Annotated in this window: 15 protein-coding genes; 8 read left to right on the top strand and 7 right to left on the bottom strand. The window is 60.7% G+C overall.

Going from position 1 to position 20005, the window contains the following annotated elements; all coding sequences use genetic code 11:
- The first annotated feature begins 67 nt into the window (after positions 1 to 67).
- From HJC04_RS04070 to HJC04_RS04040, 7 genes are all read left to right on the top strand, one after another.
- Positions 68 to 1027: a carbohydrate ABC transporter permease gene (locus HJC04_RS04070; RefSeq protein WP_221144911.1), complete on the top strand. Its 960-nt coding sequence runs from the start codon at positions 68 to 70 to the stop codon at positions 1025 to 1027.
- Positions 1024 to 1914: a carbohydrate ABC transporter permease gene (locus HJC04_RS04065; RefSeq protein WP_210632577.1), complete on the top strand. Its 891-nt coding sequence runs from the start codon at positions 1024 to 1026 to the stop codon at positions 1912 to 1914. The genes HJC04_RS04070 and HJC04_RS04065 overlap by 4 nt, the downstream gene beginning before the upstream one ends.
- Before the next feature lie 10 nt (positions 1915 to 1924).
- A complete protein-coding gene (locus HJC04_RS04060) occupies positions 1925 to 3022 on the top strand; it encodes an ABC transporter ATP-binding protein (RefSeq protein ID WP_210632576.1) in 1098 nt (365 codons plus the stop codon).
- A 33-nt stretch (positions 3023 to 3055) separates the two neighbouring features.
- Positions 3056 to 4216, top strand: coding sequence for a mandelate racemase/muconate lactonizing enzyme family protein (locus tag HJC04_RS04055; RefSeq protein WP_221124007.1), 1161 nt, complete (start codon positions 3056 to 3058; stop codon positions 4214 to 4216).
- Between the two features lie 21 nt (positions 4217 to 4237).
- On the top strand, positions 4238 to 4984 hold the full coding sequence (locus HJC04_RS04050; RefSeq protein WP_221144909.1) for a ribonuclease activity regulator RraA: 747 nt from the start codon (positions 4238 to 4240) through the stop codon (positions 4982 to 4984).
- Between the two features lie 278 nt (positions 4985 to 5262).
- Entirely contained in the window at positions 5263 to 6276 is a 1014-nt protein-coding gene (locus tag HJC04_RS04045; protein ID WP_221124006.1) for a methyltransferase, read from the top strand.
- 159 nt (positions 6277 to 6435) lie between these two features.
- Complete coding sequence (locus HJC04_RS04040) at positions 6436 to 6792, top strand: RT0821/Lpp0805 family surface protein (RefSeq protein ID WP_221144907.1); 357 nt, start codon at positions 6436 to 6438, stop codon at positions 6790 to 6792.
- A 270-nt stretch (positions 6793 to 7062) separates the two neighbouring features.
- Here HJC04_RS04040 and HJC04_RS04035 read toward each other — a convergent pair whose 3' ends face one another.
- The 7 genes from HJC04_RS04035 to HJC04_RS04005 form a co-directional block, all read right to left on the bottom strand.
- Entirely contained in the window at positions 7063 to 8295 is a 1233-nt protein-coding gene (locus tag HJC04_RS04035; RefSeq protein ID WP_221144905.1) for a serine hydrolase, read from the bottom strand.
- A 1383-nt stretch (positions 8296 to 9678) separates the two neighbouring features.
- Entirely contained in the window at positions 9679 to 11049 is a 1371-nt protein-coding gene (locus HJC04_RS04030; protein WP_221144904.1) for an alpha-glucosidase/alpha-galactosidase, read from the bottom strand.
- A gap of 22 nt (positions 11050 to 11071) precedes the next feature.
- Positions 11072 to 12739, bottom strand: a complete 1668-nt coding sequence (locus HJC04_RS04025) for an ABC transporter ATP-binding protein (protein ID WP_221144901.1) — start codon at positions 12737 to 12739, stop codon at positions 11072 to 11074.
- Positions 12740 to 12749: 10 nt separating this feature from the next.
- On the bottom strand, positions 12750 to 13886 hold the full coding sequence (locus HJC04_RS04020) for an ABC transporter permease (RefSeq protein WP_221144899.1): 1137 nt from the start codon (positions 13884 to 13886) through the stop codon (positions 12750 to 12752).
- Between the two features lies 1 nt (position 13887).
- Positions 13888 to 14895 carry an ABC transporter permease gene (locus HJC04_RS04015; RefSeq protein WP_168296502.1) on the bottom strand — a complete coding sequence of 336 codons (1008 nt, stop codon included), beginning with the start codon at positions 14893 to 14895 and terminating at the stop codon, positions 13888 to 13890.
- A gap of 177 nt (positions 14896 to 15072) precedes the next feature.
- On the bottom strand, positions 15073 to 17160 hold the full coding sequence (locus HJC04_RS04010) for an ABC transporter substrate-binding protein (RefSeq protein ID WP_210632566.1): 2088 nt from the start codon (positions 17158 to 17160) through the stop codon (positions 15073 to 15075).
- 124 nt (positions 17161 to 17284) lie between these two features.
- The gene (locus HJC04_RS04005; protein ID WP_210632565.1) at positions 17285 to 18751 is read right to left on the bottom strand and encodes an alpha-glucosidase/alpha-galactosidase; all 1467 of its coding nucleotides are present in this window, start codon (positions 18749 to 18751) and stop codon (positions 17285 to 17287) included.
- Between the two features lie 244 nt (positions 18752 to 18995).
- On the opposite strand from HJC04_RS04005, the gene HJC04_RS04000 reads away from it, so the two are divergent.
- On the top strand, positions 18996 to 19838 hold the full coding sequence (locus tag HJC04_RS04000) for an AraC family transcriptional regulator (RefSeq protein ID WP_210632648.1): 843 nt from the start codon (positions 18996 to 18998) through the stop codon (positions 19836 to 19838).
- Positions 19839 to 20005: the final 167 nt, after the last annotated feature.

The raw sequence follows: 20005 nt of genomic DNA, 5'->3' as shown, positions 1-20005 counted from the left end.
CCTGACGATCTGACCGGCTGCACCTCGATTGCAGCCGGTTTGTTCCGAAGAATAAGGGCACCGCACCGTGACGATCTTGACTGGCAAGGCCGAGGCTCACCGAAGACTGCAACCGGATCGGTCCGGCGTGCTGCGAAACATCTTGGAGCATCGCGCTGACTATGCGTACGTGCTTCCCGCGATCGCCGTGATGCTCATCGTCATTGCCTACCCGATCTACTACACGATCGAACTGTCGTTTTTCAATACACCGCCTGGCCTGCAGCTCCGGGACAAGATCTTCGTCGGCTTCGACAACTACACCGCCATCCTCACAAGTCCGGTGTTCTGGAAGGTCACCTCGAACACTCTTATCTGGACACTGGGATCCACTCTCATTTCATTTGTCCTGGGATTTGCCTGCGCACTGGCGCTCCATCGCGACTTTCTCGGCCGCGGAATTCTGCGAGCCATCCTGATCATTCCCTGGGTCATCAGCGCGGTCGCCGCCTCCTACATCTGGAAGTGGATCTACCATTCCGACTTCGGGATCATCGGCGCGGTGCTGGTCGGCCTCGGATGGGCCGATCGGCCGCCGAATTTCATCGACAGCGTCAGCACAGTGCTGCCCTCGTTGATCGTCGTCAATATCTGGCGAGAGTTTCCCTTTGCCATGATCATGATGATGGCTGGCCTGCAGACCGTTCCCGACCAGTTGCTGCGCGCCGCAAAAGTCGACGGAGCCAACGCATGGCAGCGTTTCTGGCACGTCACCTTTCCACACTTGAAAAACGTCTCGACGGTGACGATCCTTCTGCTGGCAGTCGCCAACTTCAATTCTTTCATCATCCCCTGGATCATGACCGGCGGCGGGCCCTCGAACGCATCGCACATCTGGATCACCCACATTTATGAACTCGCCTTCGGCCGCCAGCGCTGGGGGGTGGCATCGGCCTATTCGGTGCTGCTGTTCTTGATCCTGATGTCGCTCGGCTACTTCTACGTCCGCGCGCTGAGCGGGAATGAGCAGAAGGATGGGAGCGCATGAGCGCGATCGCCGAGACTGCTCATCGAAGCCAGGCCCGTCGCCGTATCCGCATCGACGGATGGCGGTGGGGTGGACGCATCTTCCTTGTGTTCATGCTGCTTTACACTGCATTACCGATGATCTGGATGTTGATCACCTCTATCAAATCCGGCTTCGCGGCCATGCAGTTTCCGCCGCAATGGTGGCCGGACCAACCCACCCTCGCCAGCTACCAGAAATTGCTCGATCCGCAAAACAGCGTCGGCCAGGACTTCCTGCGCTTCTTCTGGAACAGCCTTTTCGTCTCCACCGCCACGACCATCCTTTCGGTGATCGTGGCCGTTCCTGCGGCCTACGCGTTTTCGCGCTTCACCTTCCCGGGCCGGAACTTTCTGTTCTTTGCCGTTTTGCTTCGCAACATGTTCCCGGCAGTGATCTTCCTCGTGCCGCTCTTCATCCTGATGCGCGCGATCGGGCTGGTGAACACGCACGGGTCGCTTGTCCTGACCTACCTCACATTCGGCCTGCCGCTGGCAATCTGGCTCCTCAAGGGCTTCTACGACAACATCCCGGTGCAACTCGAACAAGCGGCGCGCATCGACGGGGCAACACGGTTCCAGGCCTTTCTCCTGATCGTCATGCCGCTCTCGGCGCCGGGAATCATCGCCACCGCGATCTATTCCTTCATCGGCGCATGGAATGAGTACATCTACGCCTACACCTTCCTCTCCAAGAACGAGCAGCTGACTCTGCCGGTCGGCATCCAGCGCTTCTTCTCGGAAAACACGACGGACTTTCCGGGTCTTATGGCGGCCAGCTTCATGATGAGCGTGCCGGTCGTCGTCCTGTTTCTTGTCCTTCAACGATACTTCGTACGCGCCCTCACCGAAGGCGCGGTCAAGCACTAGGGAGTTGCCGGTGGCCCACGTGGTCCTCAAAGATCTGGTCAAGACCTATGGCAGCTTCAAAGCTGTCAACGATGTTTCGCTGACGGTCAATGACGGCGAATTCGTTGCGCTCGTCGGTCCTTCAGGCTGCGGCAAGACAACCACGCTCAATCTTGTGGCGGGGCTCATCCCTATCACATCCGGCGACATCGTCATCGGCGAGCGGGTGGTCAACGACCTCGACCCCAAGGACCGGGACATCGCAATGGTGTTCCAGAACTACGCGCTCTACCCGCAGAAATCCGTGTACAAAAACCTGGCTTTCCCGCTGCAGATGCGCAAACTGCCACGCGACGAGATCGACAAGAAGGTCAGGGAAGCAGCGCGGGTGCTCGACATGACGCAGCTCCTCGAGCGCAAGCCGCGCGAACTTTCGGGCGGCCAACAGCAGCGCGTGGCGCTCGGCCGTGCGCTCGTTCGCGATCCGGCCGTATTCCTGATGGATGAACCGCTTTCCAACCTCGACGCAAAGCTGCGGGTGCAGATGCGGTCGGAGATCAAGCGTTTCCACCAGGATCTCAAGGCGACGATCATCTATGTGACCCACGATCAGCTCGAAGCGGTCACCATGGCCGACAGGATGGCGGTGATGAACGGCGGCTATCTGCAGCAATACGATACTCCGGCGCAGGTCTTTGCCAATCCGGTGAACATGTTCGTCGCCAGCTTCGTCGGCAGCCCGGCCATGAGCCTAGTCCCATTGGAGGCATCAACGGCAAGCGGCGACAATGTGTTGATCAGCGCGGAGGGATGGCGCCTCGAGCTTTCGCCAAAAAATGCCCAGAAAGTTGCAAGGTCATCCACCAAGAAAGTCGTGCTCGGCGCGCGCCACTCGACGATCAAGCTGCACAAGAGTGCGACGCCTGGGAGCGTCCCTGCCAAAGCCTACACGGTGGAGCCGACCGGTGATGTCACCTTCGTGCAGGCGTTCCTATCAGGCGCCATCGTCAATGTCAGCGTGCCGCCGACCATTGCGGTCACGCCCGACGAACAGATTTGGCTCGAGTTCGATCAGGAGCGAATGCATCTGTTTGACGGCGAAACGGAAATGGCCCTCAAGGCCAACTGAGAGCAGGCGGATGCGGGTGAAACGAGGGCGTGGATGACGAAGCTTAAAATCACGGCGATCAAGCCCTACCCAGTATGGGTAGGAACGCGCAACCAGATGCTGGTCAAGGTCGAGACCGACAGCGGCATCTTCGGCTGGGGCGAGAGCGGCTTGAGCGGTCGCGAGAAGGCCGTCGCCGGTGCGATCGAACACTATCGCGAATTTCTCATGGGCCGTGACGCGATGCAGACTGGTCGGATTTGGCAGGAAATTTATCGCAGCCAATATTTCGAAGGCGGGCGCGTTCTGCAGGCGGCGATTTCCGCGATCGACATCGCCCTTCACGACATCAAGGGCAAGGCGCTGGGGGTTCCAGCCTACGAACTGCTGGGCGGCAAGCAGCGCGACCGCATTCCGACCTTCGCCTCGACCGGCGACGAGGCCGAGGGCGAGGTTGCCATCGAACGAGCCCGCGAACTCCGCGCACAAGGGTGGCAGGCGATCCGCTTCTTCCCCATCGGGCAAAACAGCAAGGACATCTTTGAGCCGCGGGAGTCGATCGGCGTTACCGCAGCGATGCTGAACAAGGCGCGCGAGGCGCTGGGCGACGACGTCGTCCTCGGCATCGATTATCATCATCGGCTGTCGGTGGCCGAGGCGGCGAGCTTCTGTAACAAGCTCGACCGTGGCGTGCTTGATTTCCTCGAGGAGCCAATACGAGACGAGACACCAGAGGCCTACGAATCCCTGCGCACCATGACCGACATCCCCTTCGCCATCGGCGAGGAATTTGCCAGCAAGTGGCAATTCCTGCCCTATATCGAGCGTGGCATCCATCAGTTCAACCGGCTCGACATCTGCAATGTGGGCGGGCTCACCGAAGCGATGAAGGTCGCTGGCTGGAGCGAGGCGCACTATGTGGACCTGATGCCGCACAATCCCCTCGGCCCAGTCTGCACGGCCGCGACCATCCATCTCGCCGCCGCGGTGCCGAATTTCGCATGGCTCGAGACCAGGGCGCCCGAAGCGAAGCTCGGCTTCGACAATTCCGATTTCTTTCCCCTGCAACCACGGCTCGACGGCCCGGACTATCCGGTCAGCGATCTGCCGGGGCTCGGGGTCGAGGTCAACGAAGAAGCGATCAAGGCGGAGAGCTTTCGTTTCTGGGAAGCGCCTCACCTCAAGCGCCGCGACGGTTCTGTTACAAACTGGTAGTTTCATCCACCGGAGCCTAAGATGACGCATACGCCCGATATTCCGCGACCGCCCAGAGACATGATCGACGCACTGAAGGAGATCGGCGCCGCGACCATTGCCGGTACGCTCGGCCATATGGGCTTCCGCAATCCGCATATGGTCGGCCCGGTATCGCAGAGCCGCGGGAAGTCCATCGTCGGCCCGGCGCTGACGCTTCAATTCCTGCCGCAGCGGCCCGACCTTTTCACCGAGGGAGAATATGCAGATCCGGAGACGCAGTTGCACCGCCATGTGCTTTATCACGTGCAGGAGGGCGATGTGGTCGTGGTCGACGCGCGCGGTGACATGAGCTCGGGCGTCTTTGGCGATATGATGTCGACCTATTTCAAAGGCAGAGGCGGCGCCGGCATCGTGATCGATGGGTGCATGCGCGATCGGCCCAATGTCGAGAAGCTCGATCTCCCTTTGTGGCTGCGCGGCTGGACGCCCAACTATCATGTGCAGACTGGCATCTATCCCAACGCCGTCAACGTTCCGATTGCCTGCGGCGGTGTCACCGTGATCCCCGGAGACATCATCGTCGCCGACGATGACGGGGTGGTGGTGCTTCCAGTCGCAATGGCCCCGAAGGTAATCGAAGAATCGCAAATGCATCACGATTGGGAGGAGTTCTCGCGAGCGAAACTTATGGAGGGCGGCTCGTTGCAGCGCTACTATCCGCTGCATGGCGATGCCCGGACAGAATACGAAGAATGGCGCAAAACACACCGCCTGGGAACAATCTAGACAATGCATTGCTCCAGAGGGCGGCGAACTTTGTGAGGCGTTGCCGGCGATCTGCGAGCCTACTTCGCAGTGAACGTCAGGTGTCGGAATCACCGCTCAGCCGCGGGCTCTTGGCTAGTGATTCTTGATTAATTGTGCCCCAACTTAAAACGCTCTATTTTTCTTGCGGGGTGCCTCGACGAGACGGAACGTTCTGCTTCACAGCGCCGTCGGACCACTTCGGTTACCGCACCAATCCCGGGTGCCGTTCGACGACACGATCTACGAGGAGACGAGCGATGGGCGCAACCACGCCAGACAACATCATGCGGCTTGGCATGGGGTTCTGGGCCTCCAAAGCCATGCTCAGCGCGGTCGAGCTCGGCGTCTTCACCGAGCTCGCTGCCGGCTCGGCCGACCTGCCCGAGCTGCAGGCCAGGCTGAAACTGCATCCCCGCTCAGCCCGCGACTTCCTCGACACCCTGGTGGCCCTGAAGCTGCTCGAACGCGAGGACGGCCGCTATCGCAATGCCACTGATACGGATCTCTTCCTCGACAAGGTCAAGCCATCCTATATCGGCGGCATCCTCGAAATGGCCAATGCCCGGCTCTACGGTTTCTGGGGTTCGCTTACCGAAGCCCTGCACACGGGAGAACCACAGAACGAAGCCAAGCACAGCGAGGACTTCTTCGCGGCGATATATGCGGAGCCGGCACGACTGCGCGGGTTCCTCGAGGCGATGAGCGGGATCAGCGCCGGTGCGGCGCAGGCGATCGCCGCCAAGTTCGACTGGTCGAAATACACGACCTTCGCCGATGTGGGCGCGGCGCAAGGCATGGTGCCGGTGGTGATCGCCCGAGCTCATCCGCATCTCCAGGGTCTCGGCTTCGACCTGCCCGCCGTGCAGCCGATATTTGACGAGTTCGTCGCCCGGCACGGCCTTGCCGACCGCATCCGCTTCCAACAGGGCAATTTCTTCGACAGCCCGATGCCGAATGCGGATGTGATCGTAATGGGTCATATCCTCCACGACTGGGATCTTGCCGAGAAGAGGATGCTGCTGGAAAAAGCCTTCGCCGCGCTGCCGAACGGCGGGGCCCTGATCGTCTACGACGCCGTCATCGACGATGAGCGCCGAAGCAACGCCTTCGGCCTGCTGATGAGCTTGAACATGCTGATCGAGACCCGCGGAGGGTTCGACTACACCGGCGCCGACTGCCAAGCCTGGATGCGCGACGCCGGTTTCGTGTCCACGCGCGTCGAGCCGTTGCTGGGGCCGGACTCGATGGTGATCGGATTCAAGCCCGGCTGAGCGGAAGCGGCGACCTCGGCTGTTGTTCAGCAAGATCGATCAATGGCACGATGTCGATCGCCTTTGCCCTGACCCGGACCAGGGAAGGCGGCGCTGCCCTCCCCCAAAGTTGATGCGCGGTGGGTTGAAATAGTCTTCTTCATATCCATCATTCTCTGCATGAAACGAATTGTCGTCATCGCGTGCACGTGCATGGCCTTTCTCGCCGCCTGCTCACGCACCGAACCTCTCGAAGTGTCTGCCGCGCCCTCCGTTTCACCCGGCGCCGCCCCAGTCAGCGATCAAGCTGTAATTGCAGAGGTGGTCGGCCGCGGAACTGTCGGAACGAAAGCTCTCGCGTGGGCAAATCCGTCGACCGGGAGCGCCGGAGTTATCGAACAGATCGACACCCACGACAGGGTTAATGGATGCCGTGGTTTCGTAACAAGTCGCCAGTCCCTAGAGGGTACTGCGCGCTTCGATGGCGTCGTTTGTCCTTCTGGGAATTCTTGGAAGTTAGCAGCAACGACCCACTAGCGTAACCACCGGCGGCGTTTTGCCAAAGACGGTCCTTTTCCCGGGGGCGGCGTTCACACCACACAGGTGGCATCGCGAAACGGCGCCCAGATAGAAATCTCCACCGACTTCCGACCCAAATCTCGCGAGCATCTCAGGGGATCTGAACAACCCGCTTTGTAGTGGGGCGGTCAGGACGGAGCGCTTTTTTGACATCAAGCAACGCCCGAAAACGCTTCCTTTCCGGGCTTGGCCGTGATGGTGGCAATGATGGTGAGTGGCGCGCCGGCTTCAGGCCCCTGTCAACGCCCCATGGACGAGTGCGCGCAGTTCTTTGCGCACGGGAATGGCGCTCGAGGGCAACAGTTGCGTGAAGAGAATCACAACCATGTCGTCGACCGGGCTCACCCAGAAGAAGGTGCCTGCCGCCCCGCCCCAGCCATAGTCTCCCACCTGCGCCGAAATTTGTGCCTTGGCCGGATCGAGGACGACGGAGCCCAACAGACCAAACCCGACGCCATCAAATTGGGTCTCGGCCCAAACCTCGGCTGCCAACGAGGCAAGATCGCCTGGCAGGTGATTGCACGCCGCCAATTTCAAAGTGCGGGGACTAAGGATGCGTTCGCCGTCGAGCTCACCTCCAGCACGTAGCATTTCGGCGAACCGCCAATAGTCGTCGATGGTTCCGACTAGCCCGCCTCCGCCGCAAAAAGTATCAACCTTACCTTGCCCCCAGGCCGAAACCTCCGGCGCTTCGTGCAACGCCATGCCGCCAGCCGTAGCCTCATAGAGCGGGGGGAAGCGGCCGATCCCGGACTCCGGCACATAGAAACCGGTGTCGTCCATGCCGAGGGGCTCGAATATCCGCGTCGCGAAGTACTTGTCGAGCGTCATACCGGAAACGACTTCAACGATGCGGCCGACGACATCTAACCCGGTGCTGTATTGCCATTTCGTACCCGGCTCCCATTCCAATGGCAGCTCGGCGATCCTGCGCACCATCTTGTCGAGCCCACCGTAGGCAAGGGCGAGGCCGAGTTTTTCTTTGGCATAAGCTTCGCCGAGTATTCCGGGGTTCGTAAAAAGACTTAGGCCAGATGTGTGCGTCAGCAGATGGTGGATCGTCATCTTCGTTTTGACGGGCACGGTTTGGTCGAGCGACGTTGCGGCCGGTATCAGAAGCTGCATGTCTTTGAATTCCGGCAGGTAAGCTTCGACCGGATCGTCGAGATGAATTCGCGCCTCCTCGTACAATATCAACAGCGCGACGGCGGTGACAGGCTTAGTCATCGAGTAGATGCGGGCGATGAGGTCGCGCTGCCAAGGCCGCTTGGCTTCGATGTCGACGTGCCCGGCGCAGTCGAAAAAGGCGAGCTTTCCATGGCGCGCGATGAGCACGGCACCGCCAGGCCAGCGCCCGGTGTCGGCATAGCGCTGCATCCACTGCTTCAGTCGCGCCAGCCGCGCCTTGTCGAAGCCGAGGTCCTTAGAATCAAGAACTGGTTCGCTACTAAATTGTCTCATTGGGCAAATGCGCTCCCGCGCAGTATCGCCAATAAGTTCCTATATTACGCCGCCGCTAATATAAATGAAATGGACGAGTAGATGGGCTATTCCTCCTAAATTGCCTCAAGGAAGCATGACGCAGCATCTCCCTCGCCTTCAGGAACTTCGCCCGCCCCACCAATCCCGGCTTCAGCCATTCGGCCTTTTCCTTCGCCAGTCCCTTCGGCGGAGGGGCGCCTGATTTGGCCTGAGCGCTTGTCCCCTAGCGTTCGCCGTTTGTCTGCTTTGAAATGACGACGGCGCCGTCCATCTAAGGCTGAAATGAGAACGGTCTGCAGCGGTTAAAGATTGCCCCTTATTTCTTCGAAAGATCGGCGAGAAGCCGATCCAGAGCAGTCCTCCACTTGACGCTCTCATCGTCGCTCGTAAAATCGCGGTCCATCGCATGGAATCCGAGTGCCCGATAAGCTTCGAACTGCTCTTCTGAAAGCACAAGGGTTTCGCAGGAATCGTTGGTTGCGGAGGCAGGATTCGATCCGCCGGCCTCCAGATGGTGGGCCTGCGGAAAAAGCGTGATAGCTTGCCGTAATGGGAGCATCTTCGATTCGATTTGTGCACATCACGTTTGCGGCTCTTGCCGTTGCGCTCGCGATGATAGTGAACGCTCATTCTGAGGACCGGACCTATTCACTGAGGTACGCGCTAGTCCTTGAGGGCAAAGATCCTATTGCTGGCGACGCTAAGTGCGTCGCTAGTATCCCTTGCGAGTTTTTTACCGGCTCCAATAGCGACATTAAGTTTAAGTTCACACGTTCCAACGGCGAAGGTTGATTGCTCCGAATGCTCGCTTAGCGGCGGAAGAAATAAAATATGGTGCGACAGTTGTGGCGTGAACTATCTCTACAAAGGACGTGAATACGGCGGCATTGAAACAATGTTGGTCATCCGCAACAGACCGTTGTTGGGGACGCTTCCGTTGACTTACTAAGACCCCGGTTGCGGGGCTTTCCACAGGGACACGATGGAAAGAATGGCGGGAATCAAACGTGGCGATCTTCATGGAATGCGAACCACAAAGCGAACCGTGGGAAGATGAAGACGACGCATACGGCTGATCGGCGAGGCGCGTCGGTGGTTGCGGGGCAGGATTTGAACCTGCGGCCTTCAGGTTATGGCCACAGACAAATACCGATCCCCAGGTTCATAAACGTGGTGCGACTTTCACAGTAGCCTCATACCTCTCCTCCCACGCATGCCCGCAGCCAAATTCGTCACACTGCGCCGGTCCGTGGGATGCAAAGAGTTCGAGTTCCCCCTGATCGCAAAGCCTCATCTAACGCAAAAACCCCGCGGTTGTTGCACTACCGCGGGGCTCTTTGACGCCTGACCAGGGAGAGGAGGTCAGGCAGCCTTGACTTTACCCGATGTGCGGGCCCATTCGGGCAGCCAGTCGCCGTGGGCGGCGAGCAGGTCGTCGACCAGCGACCAGATCTGGTCGAGGTCGAGTTCGGCCGCCGTATGCGGGTCCATCATCGCGGCGTGGTAGATGTGCTCGCGATTTTCGGTCATCAGCGCCTGCACCGTCAGTTCCTGCACGTTGATATTGGTGCGCATCAGCGCCGTCAGTTGCGGCGGCAGCTCGCCGATGAAGGTCGGCTGGATGCCGGAGGCGTCGACGAGGCAGGGCGCTTCGGCGGCGCAATTTTCCGGCAGCGAGGTGATGCAGCCATTGTTGCGCAGATTGCCGTAAATGACCGAGGGTTCGCCGGTCCAGACCGAATTGATGATCGAGGAGGCATATTCCTTCGACGGCGTCACCTCGATCTTGTCGGCCGAGCGATAGGCCTCGGCCTGGCCCTTCCAGCGCTCGATCTGCTCGATGCAGCGCTTCGGATATTCATCGAGCGGAATGCCGAATTTCTCGATCAGGTCCTCACGGCCTTCCTTGATGAAATAGGGCGTGTATTCGGCGAAATGCTCCGAGCTTTCGGTGACGAAATAGCCGAGCCTGGTCAGCATCTCGTAGCGCACCTTGTTGGGGCAGCGCGGATTCCAGCCGGGCTTCGGCGCCCTGCCCTCGCGGTAGCCGCGCAAGAGATCGGGATAGAGGTTGCGGTAGGAGCCGTCGGGCTGGCGATGCTCGAATTTGAGATAGAAGGCCATGTGGTTGATGCCGGCGGCGCGGTAGCGGATTTCCTCGTAGGGAATGTCGAGATCGTGCGCCAGCTCCATCGCCGTGCCCTGCACCGAATGGCAGAGGCCGACCTGGCGGATGGTCGGATATTTCTCCGAGATCGCCCAGGTGTTGATCGCCATCGGGTTGACATATTGCAGCATGATCGCCTCGGGGCAGACGGCGAGCATGTCCTCGCAGACCTTCCAGAGATGCGGCACGGTGCGCAAGCCCCGCATGATGCCGCCGACGCCGAGCGTGTCGGCGATCGTCTGGCGCAGCCCGTATTTCTTCGGCACCTCGAAATCGGTGACGGTGCAGGGCTCATAGCCGCCGATCTGGAAGGCGACGACGACGAAATCGGCGCCTGAAAGCGCCTTGCGCTGGTCGGAGTAGGTCTCGGCCTTGGCCTTGACGCCGAGCGTCGAGATCAGCTTGTTGACGACGATGGCGCTTTCCTCAAGCCGCTGCGGGTTGAGATCCATCAGCGCGATCGTCGCACCCGAGAGTGCGGGACGCTGCAAAACGTCGCCGATGATGTTCTTCATGAAGACGGTGGAGCCTGCTCCGATGAAGGTGATTTTGGGATTTCCTGCCATTATAGCCTCCGGCATTCGATAATCATGCTACCTCGAAAGCGGCCTTGACGAGCCGTTCGGTGTAGGCGGTCTTGGGATTGGTGAGCACTTCGTCGACGGGCCCCTCTTCCATGATCTTGCCATGCTGCATGACGATGACGCGATGGCAGAGCGCCCGGACGACCTTGAGATCATGGGAGATGAAGAGGTAACTCAAGCCGCGCTCGTCCTGCAGCTTGCGCAGCAGTTCGATGATCTGCGCCTGGACGGACAGGTCGAGTGCGGATGTCGGCTCGTCGAGCAGGATGAATTCCGGCTCCAGCGCGATGGCGCGTGCGATGGCGATGCGCTGGCGCTGGCCGCCGGAAAATTCATGCGGGAAACGCGACAGGATATTGCCGGGCATGCCGGCGGCAACAAGCGCCTCGCGCACCCGGTCCTGCCGTTCGGCCCTCGTAGCGCCCAGCCGGTTGACGACGAGCCCTTCCTCGATGATCTGGCCAATCGTCATGCGCGGATTGAGCGAGGAGAACGGGTCCTGGAACACCACCTGCATGCGGGCCCGCAGCGGCCGCATCTCGGCCCTGGAAAGGCCGTGGATCGGCTGACGGTCGAAATGGATCTCGCCGGCCTGCGGCGTGTTCAGCCGCAGGATCGCCTGGCCGAAGGTGGTCTTGCCGGAGCCTGATTCGCCGACGAGGCCGAGCGTCTCGTGACGACGGAGCGTCAGGCTGAGGCTATCGACGGCGACGAGCTCACGCATCTCGGGTTTCAGGAAGGTGCCGTGGCGCAGCATGAAGCCGACACGCACGCCCTTGGCGTCGAGGATGATGTCGGAGCCCTCCGGCAGCGGATTGGCTTGTCCACGCGGCTCGGAGGCGAGCAGATGTCGGGTGTAAGGGTGCTGAGGATTGGCAAAGAGCGCCTCGGTGACGTTGTGTTCGCGGACCTCGCCATGCTGCATCACATAGACGTAATCGGAGAACTGCCGCACCACCGTCAGATCATGGGTGATGAGGATGACCGCCATTCCCAGCTCTTTCTGCAGGTTGCGGATCAGATTGAGGATCTGCGCCTGGACGGTGACGTCGAGCGCCGTCGTCGGCTCGTCGGCGATCAACACGTCGGGATCGTTGGCGAGCGCCATGGCGATCATCACGCGCTGGCGCTGGCCGCCGGAAAGCTGATGCGGATATTGCCTGAGGCGGGCGGCCGGGTCGGGAATTTGCACATGTTCGAGCAGCTCGAGGGCGCGCTTTTCCGCATCCCGCTTGCTGATCCGGCGATGGACGCGGATCGCCTCGACGATCTGGCTGCCGATCGTATAGATCGGGTTCAGCGAACTCATCGGCTCCTGGAAGATCATCGAGATGCGGTCGCCGCGCAGCTTGCGGCGCGCCCGCTCTGAGAATTTCAGGATGTTACTGCCGTCATAGGAGACCGTCGATTTGGCGGAGACGACGGCGCGCTTCGACAGGAGACCCATCACCGTGCGCGCCGTCACCGACTTGCCGGAGCCGGATTCGCCGACGATCGCGATGGTCTCGCCGCGATAGAGCTGGAAGGAGACGTCCTTGACAGCCTCGACCATGCCGTCCTCGACCTTGAAATTCACCGCCACGTTGCGGGCGTCGATGATCGGCGTGTCCGAGCGGCCGTCATGATCGTGGCGGACGGGCGGGGCGAAGGAATTGACCAGTGCAAGAGCCATATCAATCACCTCAATATGGATCGACCGCGTCGCGCAGTCCGTCGCCGAGCGCATTGAAGGCGAAGACGGTGACGAGCACGAAGCCGACGGGAGAAAGAATCCAGGGATAGGAGCCGATGACCGAATAGGTCGCCGTATCCTGCAGCATCAGCCCCCAGGAAATCAGCGGCGGCTTGACGGCAAAGCCGAGGAAACCGAGGAAGGATTCCAAGAGCACGACACTCGGGATGTGCAGCGTCACCGCGACGATGACGTGGCTCAGCACGTTCGGCAGGATATGCTGGATGATGATGCGCCGATCGGTGGCGCCGACCGCCATCGCCGCCCGGACATAATCGATGCGGGCAAGTGCCAGGGTCTTGCCGCGCACCTCGCGCGACATCTGCGCCCAGCCGAGCGCCGACATCACGACGATGACGAAGGCGAGGAAGACATTGGTCGGCGCCGTCACCGGGATCAGCGAGGTCAATGCGAGATAGAGCGGCAGCTGCGGGAAGGCGAGCACCAGCTCGACGAAGCGCTGCAGCCAGACATCGAAGGTGCCGCCGAAATAGCCGGAAACCATGCCGACCGTCGTGCCGATCAGCGTGACGATGAAGACCACTGTCAGCGCGATCATCAGCGAGATGCGCGAGCCGATGATGGCGCGCGACAGCACGTCGCGGCCAAACTTGTCGGTGCCGAGGAAATGAACCGGCTGGCCGTCAACCGAGCCGAAGAAGTGCCGGTCGGCCGGGATCAGGCCGAGCAACTTATATTCCGCACCCTTAACGAAGAAGCCGAGCAGCCGCGGATTGTCGTAGTCCATACCGACGATCGGCTGAAAGGTAACGGGATCGAGTTCCTCGGAATCTGACAGCGCATAGACACGCGGCTGGAAGACAAAATTTCCGTCCTTGTCGTGGAAGCTCATCACCTGCGGCGGCGCGAAGCCGACGTCGGTCGCCTTCGGGTCCATCGGTGCGAAGAAATCGGCAAAGACCGCCATCAGAATCAAGAGCCCGACGAGCACCAGCCCGGCAACGCCGGTCCAGGAGCGCCGCAACCGGCGCCAGACGAGTGCCAGATAGCTTTCACTGCCATGCGAAGGCTTTTTGACTGCTGGTTCGGTTGTCGGAGGCGTGTCGGACGAATCGAAAGCAAGCATTTCAGGCTCCTCCGAACTGGCGTACGCGCGGATCGAGCAAGGCGAGCAGCATGTCGGCGATGATATTGCCGACGATCAGCGTCGCCGACAGCACCATCATGAAGGTGGCGGTGACATAGACGTCGCCGATCGCCATCGAGCCGACGATCGCCGGGCCGACGGTCGGCAGCGCGAAGATGATCGCGGTTTCGATCTCGCCGGTCAGCATGTAGGGCAGCACGACACCCTGATACATCACCAGCGGATGCAGCGCGTTCGGCACCGCATGGCGCATCACCACCGCGCCACCGGACAGGCCCTTGGCCTTTGCCGTCTCGACATACTGCGCATTCAGCGTATCGAGCAGATTACCGCGCATGACGCGCATGTTATAGGCGAGCCCGCCGAAGGTGGCGATCGCCACAACAGGCCAGACATGGCTGACGAGGTCGACGAATTTCGCCCAGGACCAGGGCGCTCCGCCATATTGCGGCGAGAAGAAGCTGCCGATCTCCGTTACGTTGAACTGGAAGACCAGGAGATAGACGATGATCAGCGCCATCAGGAAGCGCGGCACCGTCATGCCGAGGAAGGAGACTGCCGAAAGCGTGCTGTCGATCCAGCTATATTGCCGCGTTGCCGCCCAGATGCCGAAGCCAATGCCGAGCACCGAAGCGAAAATGTGGCAGACGAGCGCCAACAGCAAGGTCCGCGGCAGGCGCTCGCCGACGACGTCGGCAACCGGCTTGTTGTAGAACATGCTGTAGCCGAAATCGCCGCGCGTTACGATGCCGCCGATCCAGTTGACGTATTGGACGACCATCGGCTTGTCGAGGCCGTGCTCGATGCGGTAGGCCTGCGCCTGCGCTTCGGCCTGGGCATAGGATGCGCCGCCCTGGTTGATCAGCTGGGATCTTATATAATCGGCGTAATCGCCGGGCGGTGCCTGGATGATCGCGAAAGTCACCACGCTCAGGATCAAGAGAACGGGGATCGCGGAGGCTATGCGCACGAGCAGGAATCGTAACATCTAACGGTTCGCTTCTCTCTGCCGCCAGTCGCTCCTTGTCAGCGCGGCCGGCTCGTTGGTCATATCAGGCCGCGCGCGGCACGCGCGGCCCGGAACTCACTTCAGCTGGGAGGGAACCCTCTAGCGCATCGCGTCAGGTGCGACGCGCTTCAGCTCTTCATCTCCGGGCCATGGGCCTCAGTTGATCGGGCCCTTGTCGCCGGGCTTGCCGGGCAGCTGCTCGGGGAACAGCTCATATTTGCCCTGCTTGTCGGCAGCCACCCACAGGCGTTCGCGGATCACCGAATCTTCGGCCCAGTTGAACATCATAATCGGCGTTCCCTGGGGCACGTTGGAGAAGCGCTTGTTGACGATCAGCGCGCCCGGATATTCCGTCAGGCCGACCGTATTGACGTGCTCCGTCGAGATCTTCTGATACTGCTTCATCAGATCGACGCGCTCGTCATTGTCCTGGCTCGTCCTGAACTTGTTGACGACGTCGACAAGCTGCGTTTCGAACGGCATCAGATCGAGCTGGTCATCCTTGCCGGCGCGGTGATGCCAGCTGGTGCGCGGACCGACAGGAGCAAGCTGCTCGGTATTCTGCACCACCGACGACAGCTCCGTCGTGTTGCGCTGGATCAGCCAGTCGAAGCGGCCGGCATAATGGGCATCGTCACGCTTGGCGCCGTCGAGCGCATTGATGACGATCTTCAGGCCGAGCTTCTCCATCTGGCCGACGACACCTTCGGCAAGACTCTTGTCGGTCGTGTACTGATTGTTGATCAGCATGACGATCTCGACATCCTTGCCGCCCGCCGTGCCGGCCGGGAAGTTCACGATGCCGTTGCCGTCAGTGTCCTTGAGGCCGGCTTTGGCGAGTTCCGCCTTGGCGCCCTTGAGATCGAAGGGATAATAGACGGTGGAGTTGCGATCGTAGAAGCTGGTGCCGGAGGAAAGTCCGCCCGGATAGATCGCCGTGAACGGCCCCTTGACCAGCGAGTCACCGATCGCCTTGCGATCCAACGCCATGGTAACGGCCTTGCGGAAGTCCTCGTTGCGGTTGAGCTCGCGGATCGCCTGGCCGCGCTCGTCCGGGTTGCCCCAGCCATTGGCGGAGAAGTTCATCCGCAGGTTATAGCCGATCAGGCGCGGGCCAAAGGCAAGGCGGGCGGGCGCGGTCTTTTCCGCAGCGCGCTTCAGCGAGGCGACGAAGTTTTCCGGCTGCTCGAGGTTGGAGAAATCCGCGGATCCGGCCACCGCCTGAACGTCACGGTCGGCCCATGTCGAGAGCTTGTAGTGCAGCTCGTTGAGATAGGGCAGCTGGTTGCCCTTTTCGTCGACCTTCCAGTAATAGGGATTGCGGCGCAGGACGATGATATCGTCAGGGCGATATTCCACCGGCACCCAGGCGCCCATCACAGGCATGTTCATGAACTCCGGCGGAAAGGCGTTCTTGAACTGGTCGTAGGTGTTCTTCGAATATTTCGGATGCTGCGGTTTGAGGATGTGCGACGGACCCGGGCAGAAGTTCGGGTAAGCCATCGTGTAGAGGTACTGCTTCGGGAAGGCTTCCTTGAAGGTCCATTCGACCGTGTAATCGTCGATCTTCTTCAGCGTCGTGCCGACACCGAAGGCCTCAGGCGAAGCGCCGCCGCCGAGCGGCGAGACGTTCGGGTCGATGACCTCGTCTTCCCAGTAGAACATGATGTCGTCGGCATTGAACGGCGCGCCGTCGGACCACTTGGCGCCTTCGATCAGGTGCATGGTCAGCTTATGGCCGTCCTCCGACCAGTCCCAGCTCTTGGCAAGGTTCGGCAGCGGCTCGGTATCCTGGGCCTTCACCTGGAAGAGCGGCGCGGTGCGCGTCAGGCATTCGGACAGGCCGATATCGATGCCGCCCCAGCCCTGCGTCTGGCCGGCGCCGTAATTCCAGCCTTCCGGCCGGCCACCGATGACATGGCGCATCGTATCGCCGTAGACGCCGATGCCGTCGGGCATATTGCCCGTCTTGAAGACCAGCGGCTCCTTCGGCAGCCGGTCCTTGACCGCCGGCAGCTTGCCGCTGGAGACGAAATTCTTGGTGACCCAGTCGGGCTCGTGATATTCGGGCAGCGCCTTGAACTCCAGGATGGAGTCGCGCGCGACATAGTTGATCTTGCCTTCGGCCGGGAACTCCGGCGGCACCGGCGGGACGGTCGCCTCGGAGGCATAGGCATTCAGCGCCATGACTGAGACGCCGAGCGCCAGTCCGGCCAGAATGCTTGTTTTGCGGAAATTCATCATCGTTTCTCCCTCTGTTTCGGAGCGCGGTCACGCGGGCTCCTTTTCCTCGCACGATGTGAAAGCGGGTTTGATGTCATGGATTTCCCTCCCGGAAACCCATGACGACCCATCTTCCACGAAAAAGTCAGACGGCCTGTTTCAGCGCCGCCTTTTCCGCACGCAGCTCCTCGATCGAGCGGACGTTGCGGCGCGCAGCCCCCGCCCAGTCACGGGTCTGCACCTTGGATTTCGACAGCCGCTCCTTGGCGGTCGGCACGGCATCGGCATATTGCGGCAGCCAGCGCGCCTGGGCAACGACCATCTCGTCGACCATCTGCCAGACTTCCTCCGGCGTCGAGACGGCGCCAACCAGCGGATCGTGCAGCACGGCAAGCTTCAGGAGGTCGATATCGCCGGAGATGGCCGCGTGCACCGACATGCGCTGGACGTTGATCGAGGCGATGCAGGTGGCAGCACAGGCTTCCGGCAAGGTGACGCCGGAGACCATGTTGATGCCGAAGCGATCGACGAAGCCGGGCGATTCGATGATCGCATCGGATGGCAGGTTGGTGATGACGCCATTGTTCTTGACGTTGAAATGGCCGCGATAGACCCGGTTCGTTTCCAGTCCCTCCAGGATGTGGCTGGCATGTTCGTTCGAGCGCCTGGCCGGATCGATCGGCCTGGAGGCGGATTCGAGGAACTGCGGGAATTCCGTCTCGAACCAGTTGCGGGTTTCCGTCGAGTGCCGGAGGTAGCCGCCGGTCTCGCCATGGATCCAGTCGGACATGTCGATCCAGCGGGTGATTTCCTCCGGCCGCTTGCGGTACCAGGGCAGATATTCCGACAGGTGGCCGTTGCTTTCGGTGGAATAAACGCCGAACCGCTTCAGCACGTCGATGCGCAATTTCTCCTGCTGCGAATAGACGGGATGCGCCTCGAAGGCGGCGACCAGCTCGTCCTTGCCGATCCTGCGGCCGTTGAGGCGCAGGTCGATGAACCAGGTCTGATGGTTGATGCCGGAGCAGATGTAATCGAGCTCGCGCACCGACGTGGCGCCGAGCACCTCGGCGATCTGTTCGGCGCCGTGCTGCACGCCGTGGCAGAGGCCGACAGTGTCGACCTTGCCATATTCGATCGCCGCCCAGGTGTTCATCGCCATCGGATTGGCGTAGTTGAGGAACTTGGCGCCCGGCTCGGCGACTTCTCTTATATCCTTGCAGAAGTCGAGGATGACGGGAATGTTGCGCTGGCCATAAAGGATGCCGCCGGCGCAGATCGTATCGCCGACGCACTGGTCGATGCCGTATTTCAGCGGGATCCTGATATCGTCGGCATAGGCTTCGAGACCGCCGACCCGCACGCAGCTGATGATGTAACGCGCGCCTTCCAGCGCCTTGCGGCGGTCGGTCGTCGCCGTCACCTTGGTCGGCAGCTTGTTCGCCTCGACGACCCGGTCGAGGATCGCCTTGATCATCTCGAGGTTATGTTCGCTGATATCGGTGAGCGCGAATTCGATGTCGCGAAACTCCGGAACGCACAATATGTCGGTGAACAGCTTCTTGGTGAAACCGACGCTGCCCGCACCGATGATAGCGATTTTGAAACTCATGATCTTCACCTCGACCCAATCGAATGCTAGAGAAAAGATTGATATGGAGGAACAGACCGCATGCCGGCACATGTGGTTGAAAAAGCCGTAAAACTGCCTGTTTTCCTCCCGACCGATCGATCGGCCGTGCTCTCTTCCTTCTTGTCGAGCGGGATTATGCCCGAATTCGGCAGGCCGACCAGAGAAGGATTATGCTTTCAGGGGTAATTTTGTGCTGCAGGATTTAATCGCCAACGGACAGTCGATGAGGACGGTCTCGCTACCCCGCGGCCGTCAGCGGTTGCACGCGATGCCGACCAGCGCCGGTTACGAGGTGCGCGAGAACGAAACCTATGATTGGGACGGCCGCAGACGCGGCCAGACGCCGTTCACCGTGCTGCAGCACACGATCAGCGGCAGCGGCCGGCTGCGCTACCAGAACCGCAACTATCGCCTTCAGGGCGGCGACACGCTCCTCGTGCTCGTGCCGCACAATCACCGCTACTGGCTGGAGAAGGGCGACCGTTGGGAGTATTTCTGGATTTCGATGAACGGCGAGGAAACGCTGCGCATCCACAAGCTGGTACTTTCCACTGCCGGTCCGGTCTTGAAACTGCAGCCCTCGACCATCGATCATCTCGCCGATTGCAGCCTCCGTCTCGTCAAGGGCGCGACCTCGGCGGGAGCGGCCTCGGCGATCGCCTATGAAGCCGCGATGGCGCTCTATGACGACGTCTTCGGCTCGCCGGCCTTTGCCGCCGAGCTCAGCCTGATGCAGCCTGTCATCGATCATATCAACGCCAATCTCGACAAACCGCTGCCGGTCAGCGAACTCGCCGGCATCGTCGGCCTCAGCCGCGCGCATTTCTCCCGCAGCTTCGCCGAGAGCGAAGGCATGCCGCCGGCGGAATACGTGCTGCAGCAGCGGCTGCAGCGCGCCGTCAAGCTTCTGACCAAGGCAGACTTCCTGCCGGTCAAGGAAGTTGCCATCATGTGCGGCTTCGAGGACGCAAACTATTTCTCGAAGGTCTTCCGCCGCGTCTACGGCACCAATCCGACCGAATTCCGCACGACCGGCATGTATGCCAGCATCGGCAAGCTTCGCTGAGCGCCTGATCACCCGAAAGGCGCAACGCGAAATCCATGGCTAGGTGGCGGTTTGACATCGCTTGAACGAACGGCAATGTTGCTTTTCCGGACCTCCGGTCGCCTGCCCGGCGGACGTCGCGAGGAATGGAATTTTCTCAAGGACTATTCGATGACAGCGACGAAGGT

This window comes from Rhizobium sp. NLR8a (assembly GCF_019685235.1).
Classification (GTDB): Bacteria; Pseudomonadota; Alphaproteobacteria; order Rhizobiales; family Rhizobiaceae; genus Rhizobium.
This window is presented reverse-complemented; position numbering and strand designations above follow the sequence as displayed.

Coding starts and splice junctions, on each gene's coding strand:
- HJC04_RS04015 (WP_168296502.1), bottom strand. CDS start 14,895: ATGTTACGATTCCTGCTCGTGCGCATAGCCTCCGCGATCCCCGTTCTC.
- HJC04_RS04000 (WP_210632648.1), top strand. CDS start 18,996: ATGAGGACGGTCTCGCTACCCCGCGGCCGTCAGCGGTTGCACGCGATG.
- HJC04_RS04010 (WP_210632566.1), bottom strand. CDS start 17,160: ATGATGAATTTCCGCAAAACAAGCATTCTGGCCGGACTGGCGCTCGGC.
- HJC04_RS04025 (WP_221144901.1), bottom strand. CDS start 12,739: ATGGCTCTTGCACTGGTCAATTCCTTCGCCCCGCCCGTCCGCCACGAT.
- HJC04_RS04040 (WP_221144907.1), top strand. CDS start 6,436: ATGAAACGAATTGTCGTCATCGCGTGCACGTGCATGGCCTTTCTCGCC.
- HJC04_RS04035 (WP_221144905.1), bottom strand. CDS start 8,295: ATGAGACAATTTAGTAGCGAACCAGTTCTTGATTCTAAGGACCTCGGC.
- HJC04_RS04065 (WP_210632577.1), top strand. CDS start 1,024: ATGAGCGCGATCGCCGAGACTGCTCATCGAAGCCAGGCCCGTCGCCGT.
- HJC04_RS04030 (WP_221144904.1), bottom strand. CDS start 11,049: ATGGCAGGAAATCCCAAAATCACCTTCATCGGAGCAGGCTCCACCGTC.
- HJC04_RS04050 (WP_221144909.1), top strand. CDS start 4,238: ATGACGCATACGCCCGATATTCCGCGACCGCCCAGAGACATGATCGAC.
- HJC04_RS04045 (WP_221124006.1), top strand. CDS start 5,263: ATGGGCGCAACCACGCCAGACAACATCATGCGGCTTGGCATGGGGTTC.
- HJC04_RS04005 (WP_210632565.1), bottom strand. CDS start 18,751: ATGAGTTTCAAAATCGCTATCATCGGTGCGGGCAGCGTCGGTTTCACC.
- HJC04_RS04055 (WP_221124007.1), top strand. CDS start 3,056: ATGACGAAGCTTAAAATCACGGCGATCAAGCCCTACCCAGTATGGGTA.
- HJC04_RS04020 (WP_221144899.1), bottom strand. CDS start 13,886: ATGCTTGCTTTCGATTCGTCCGACACGCCTCCGACAACCGAACCAGCA.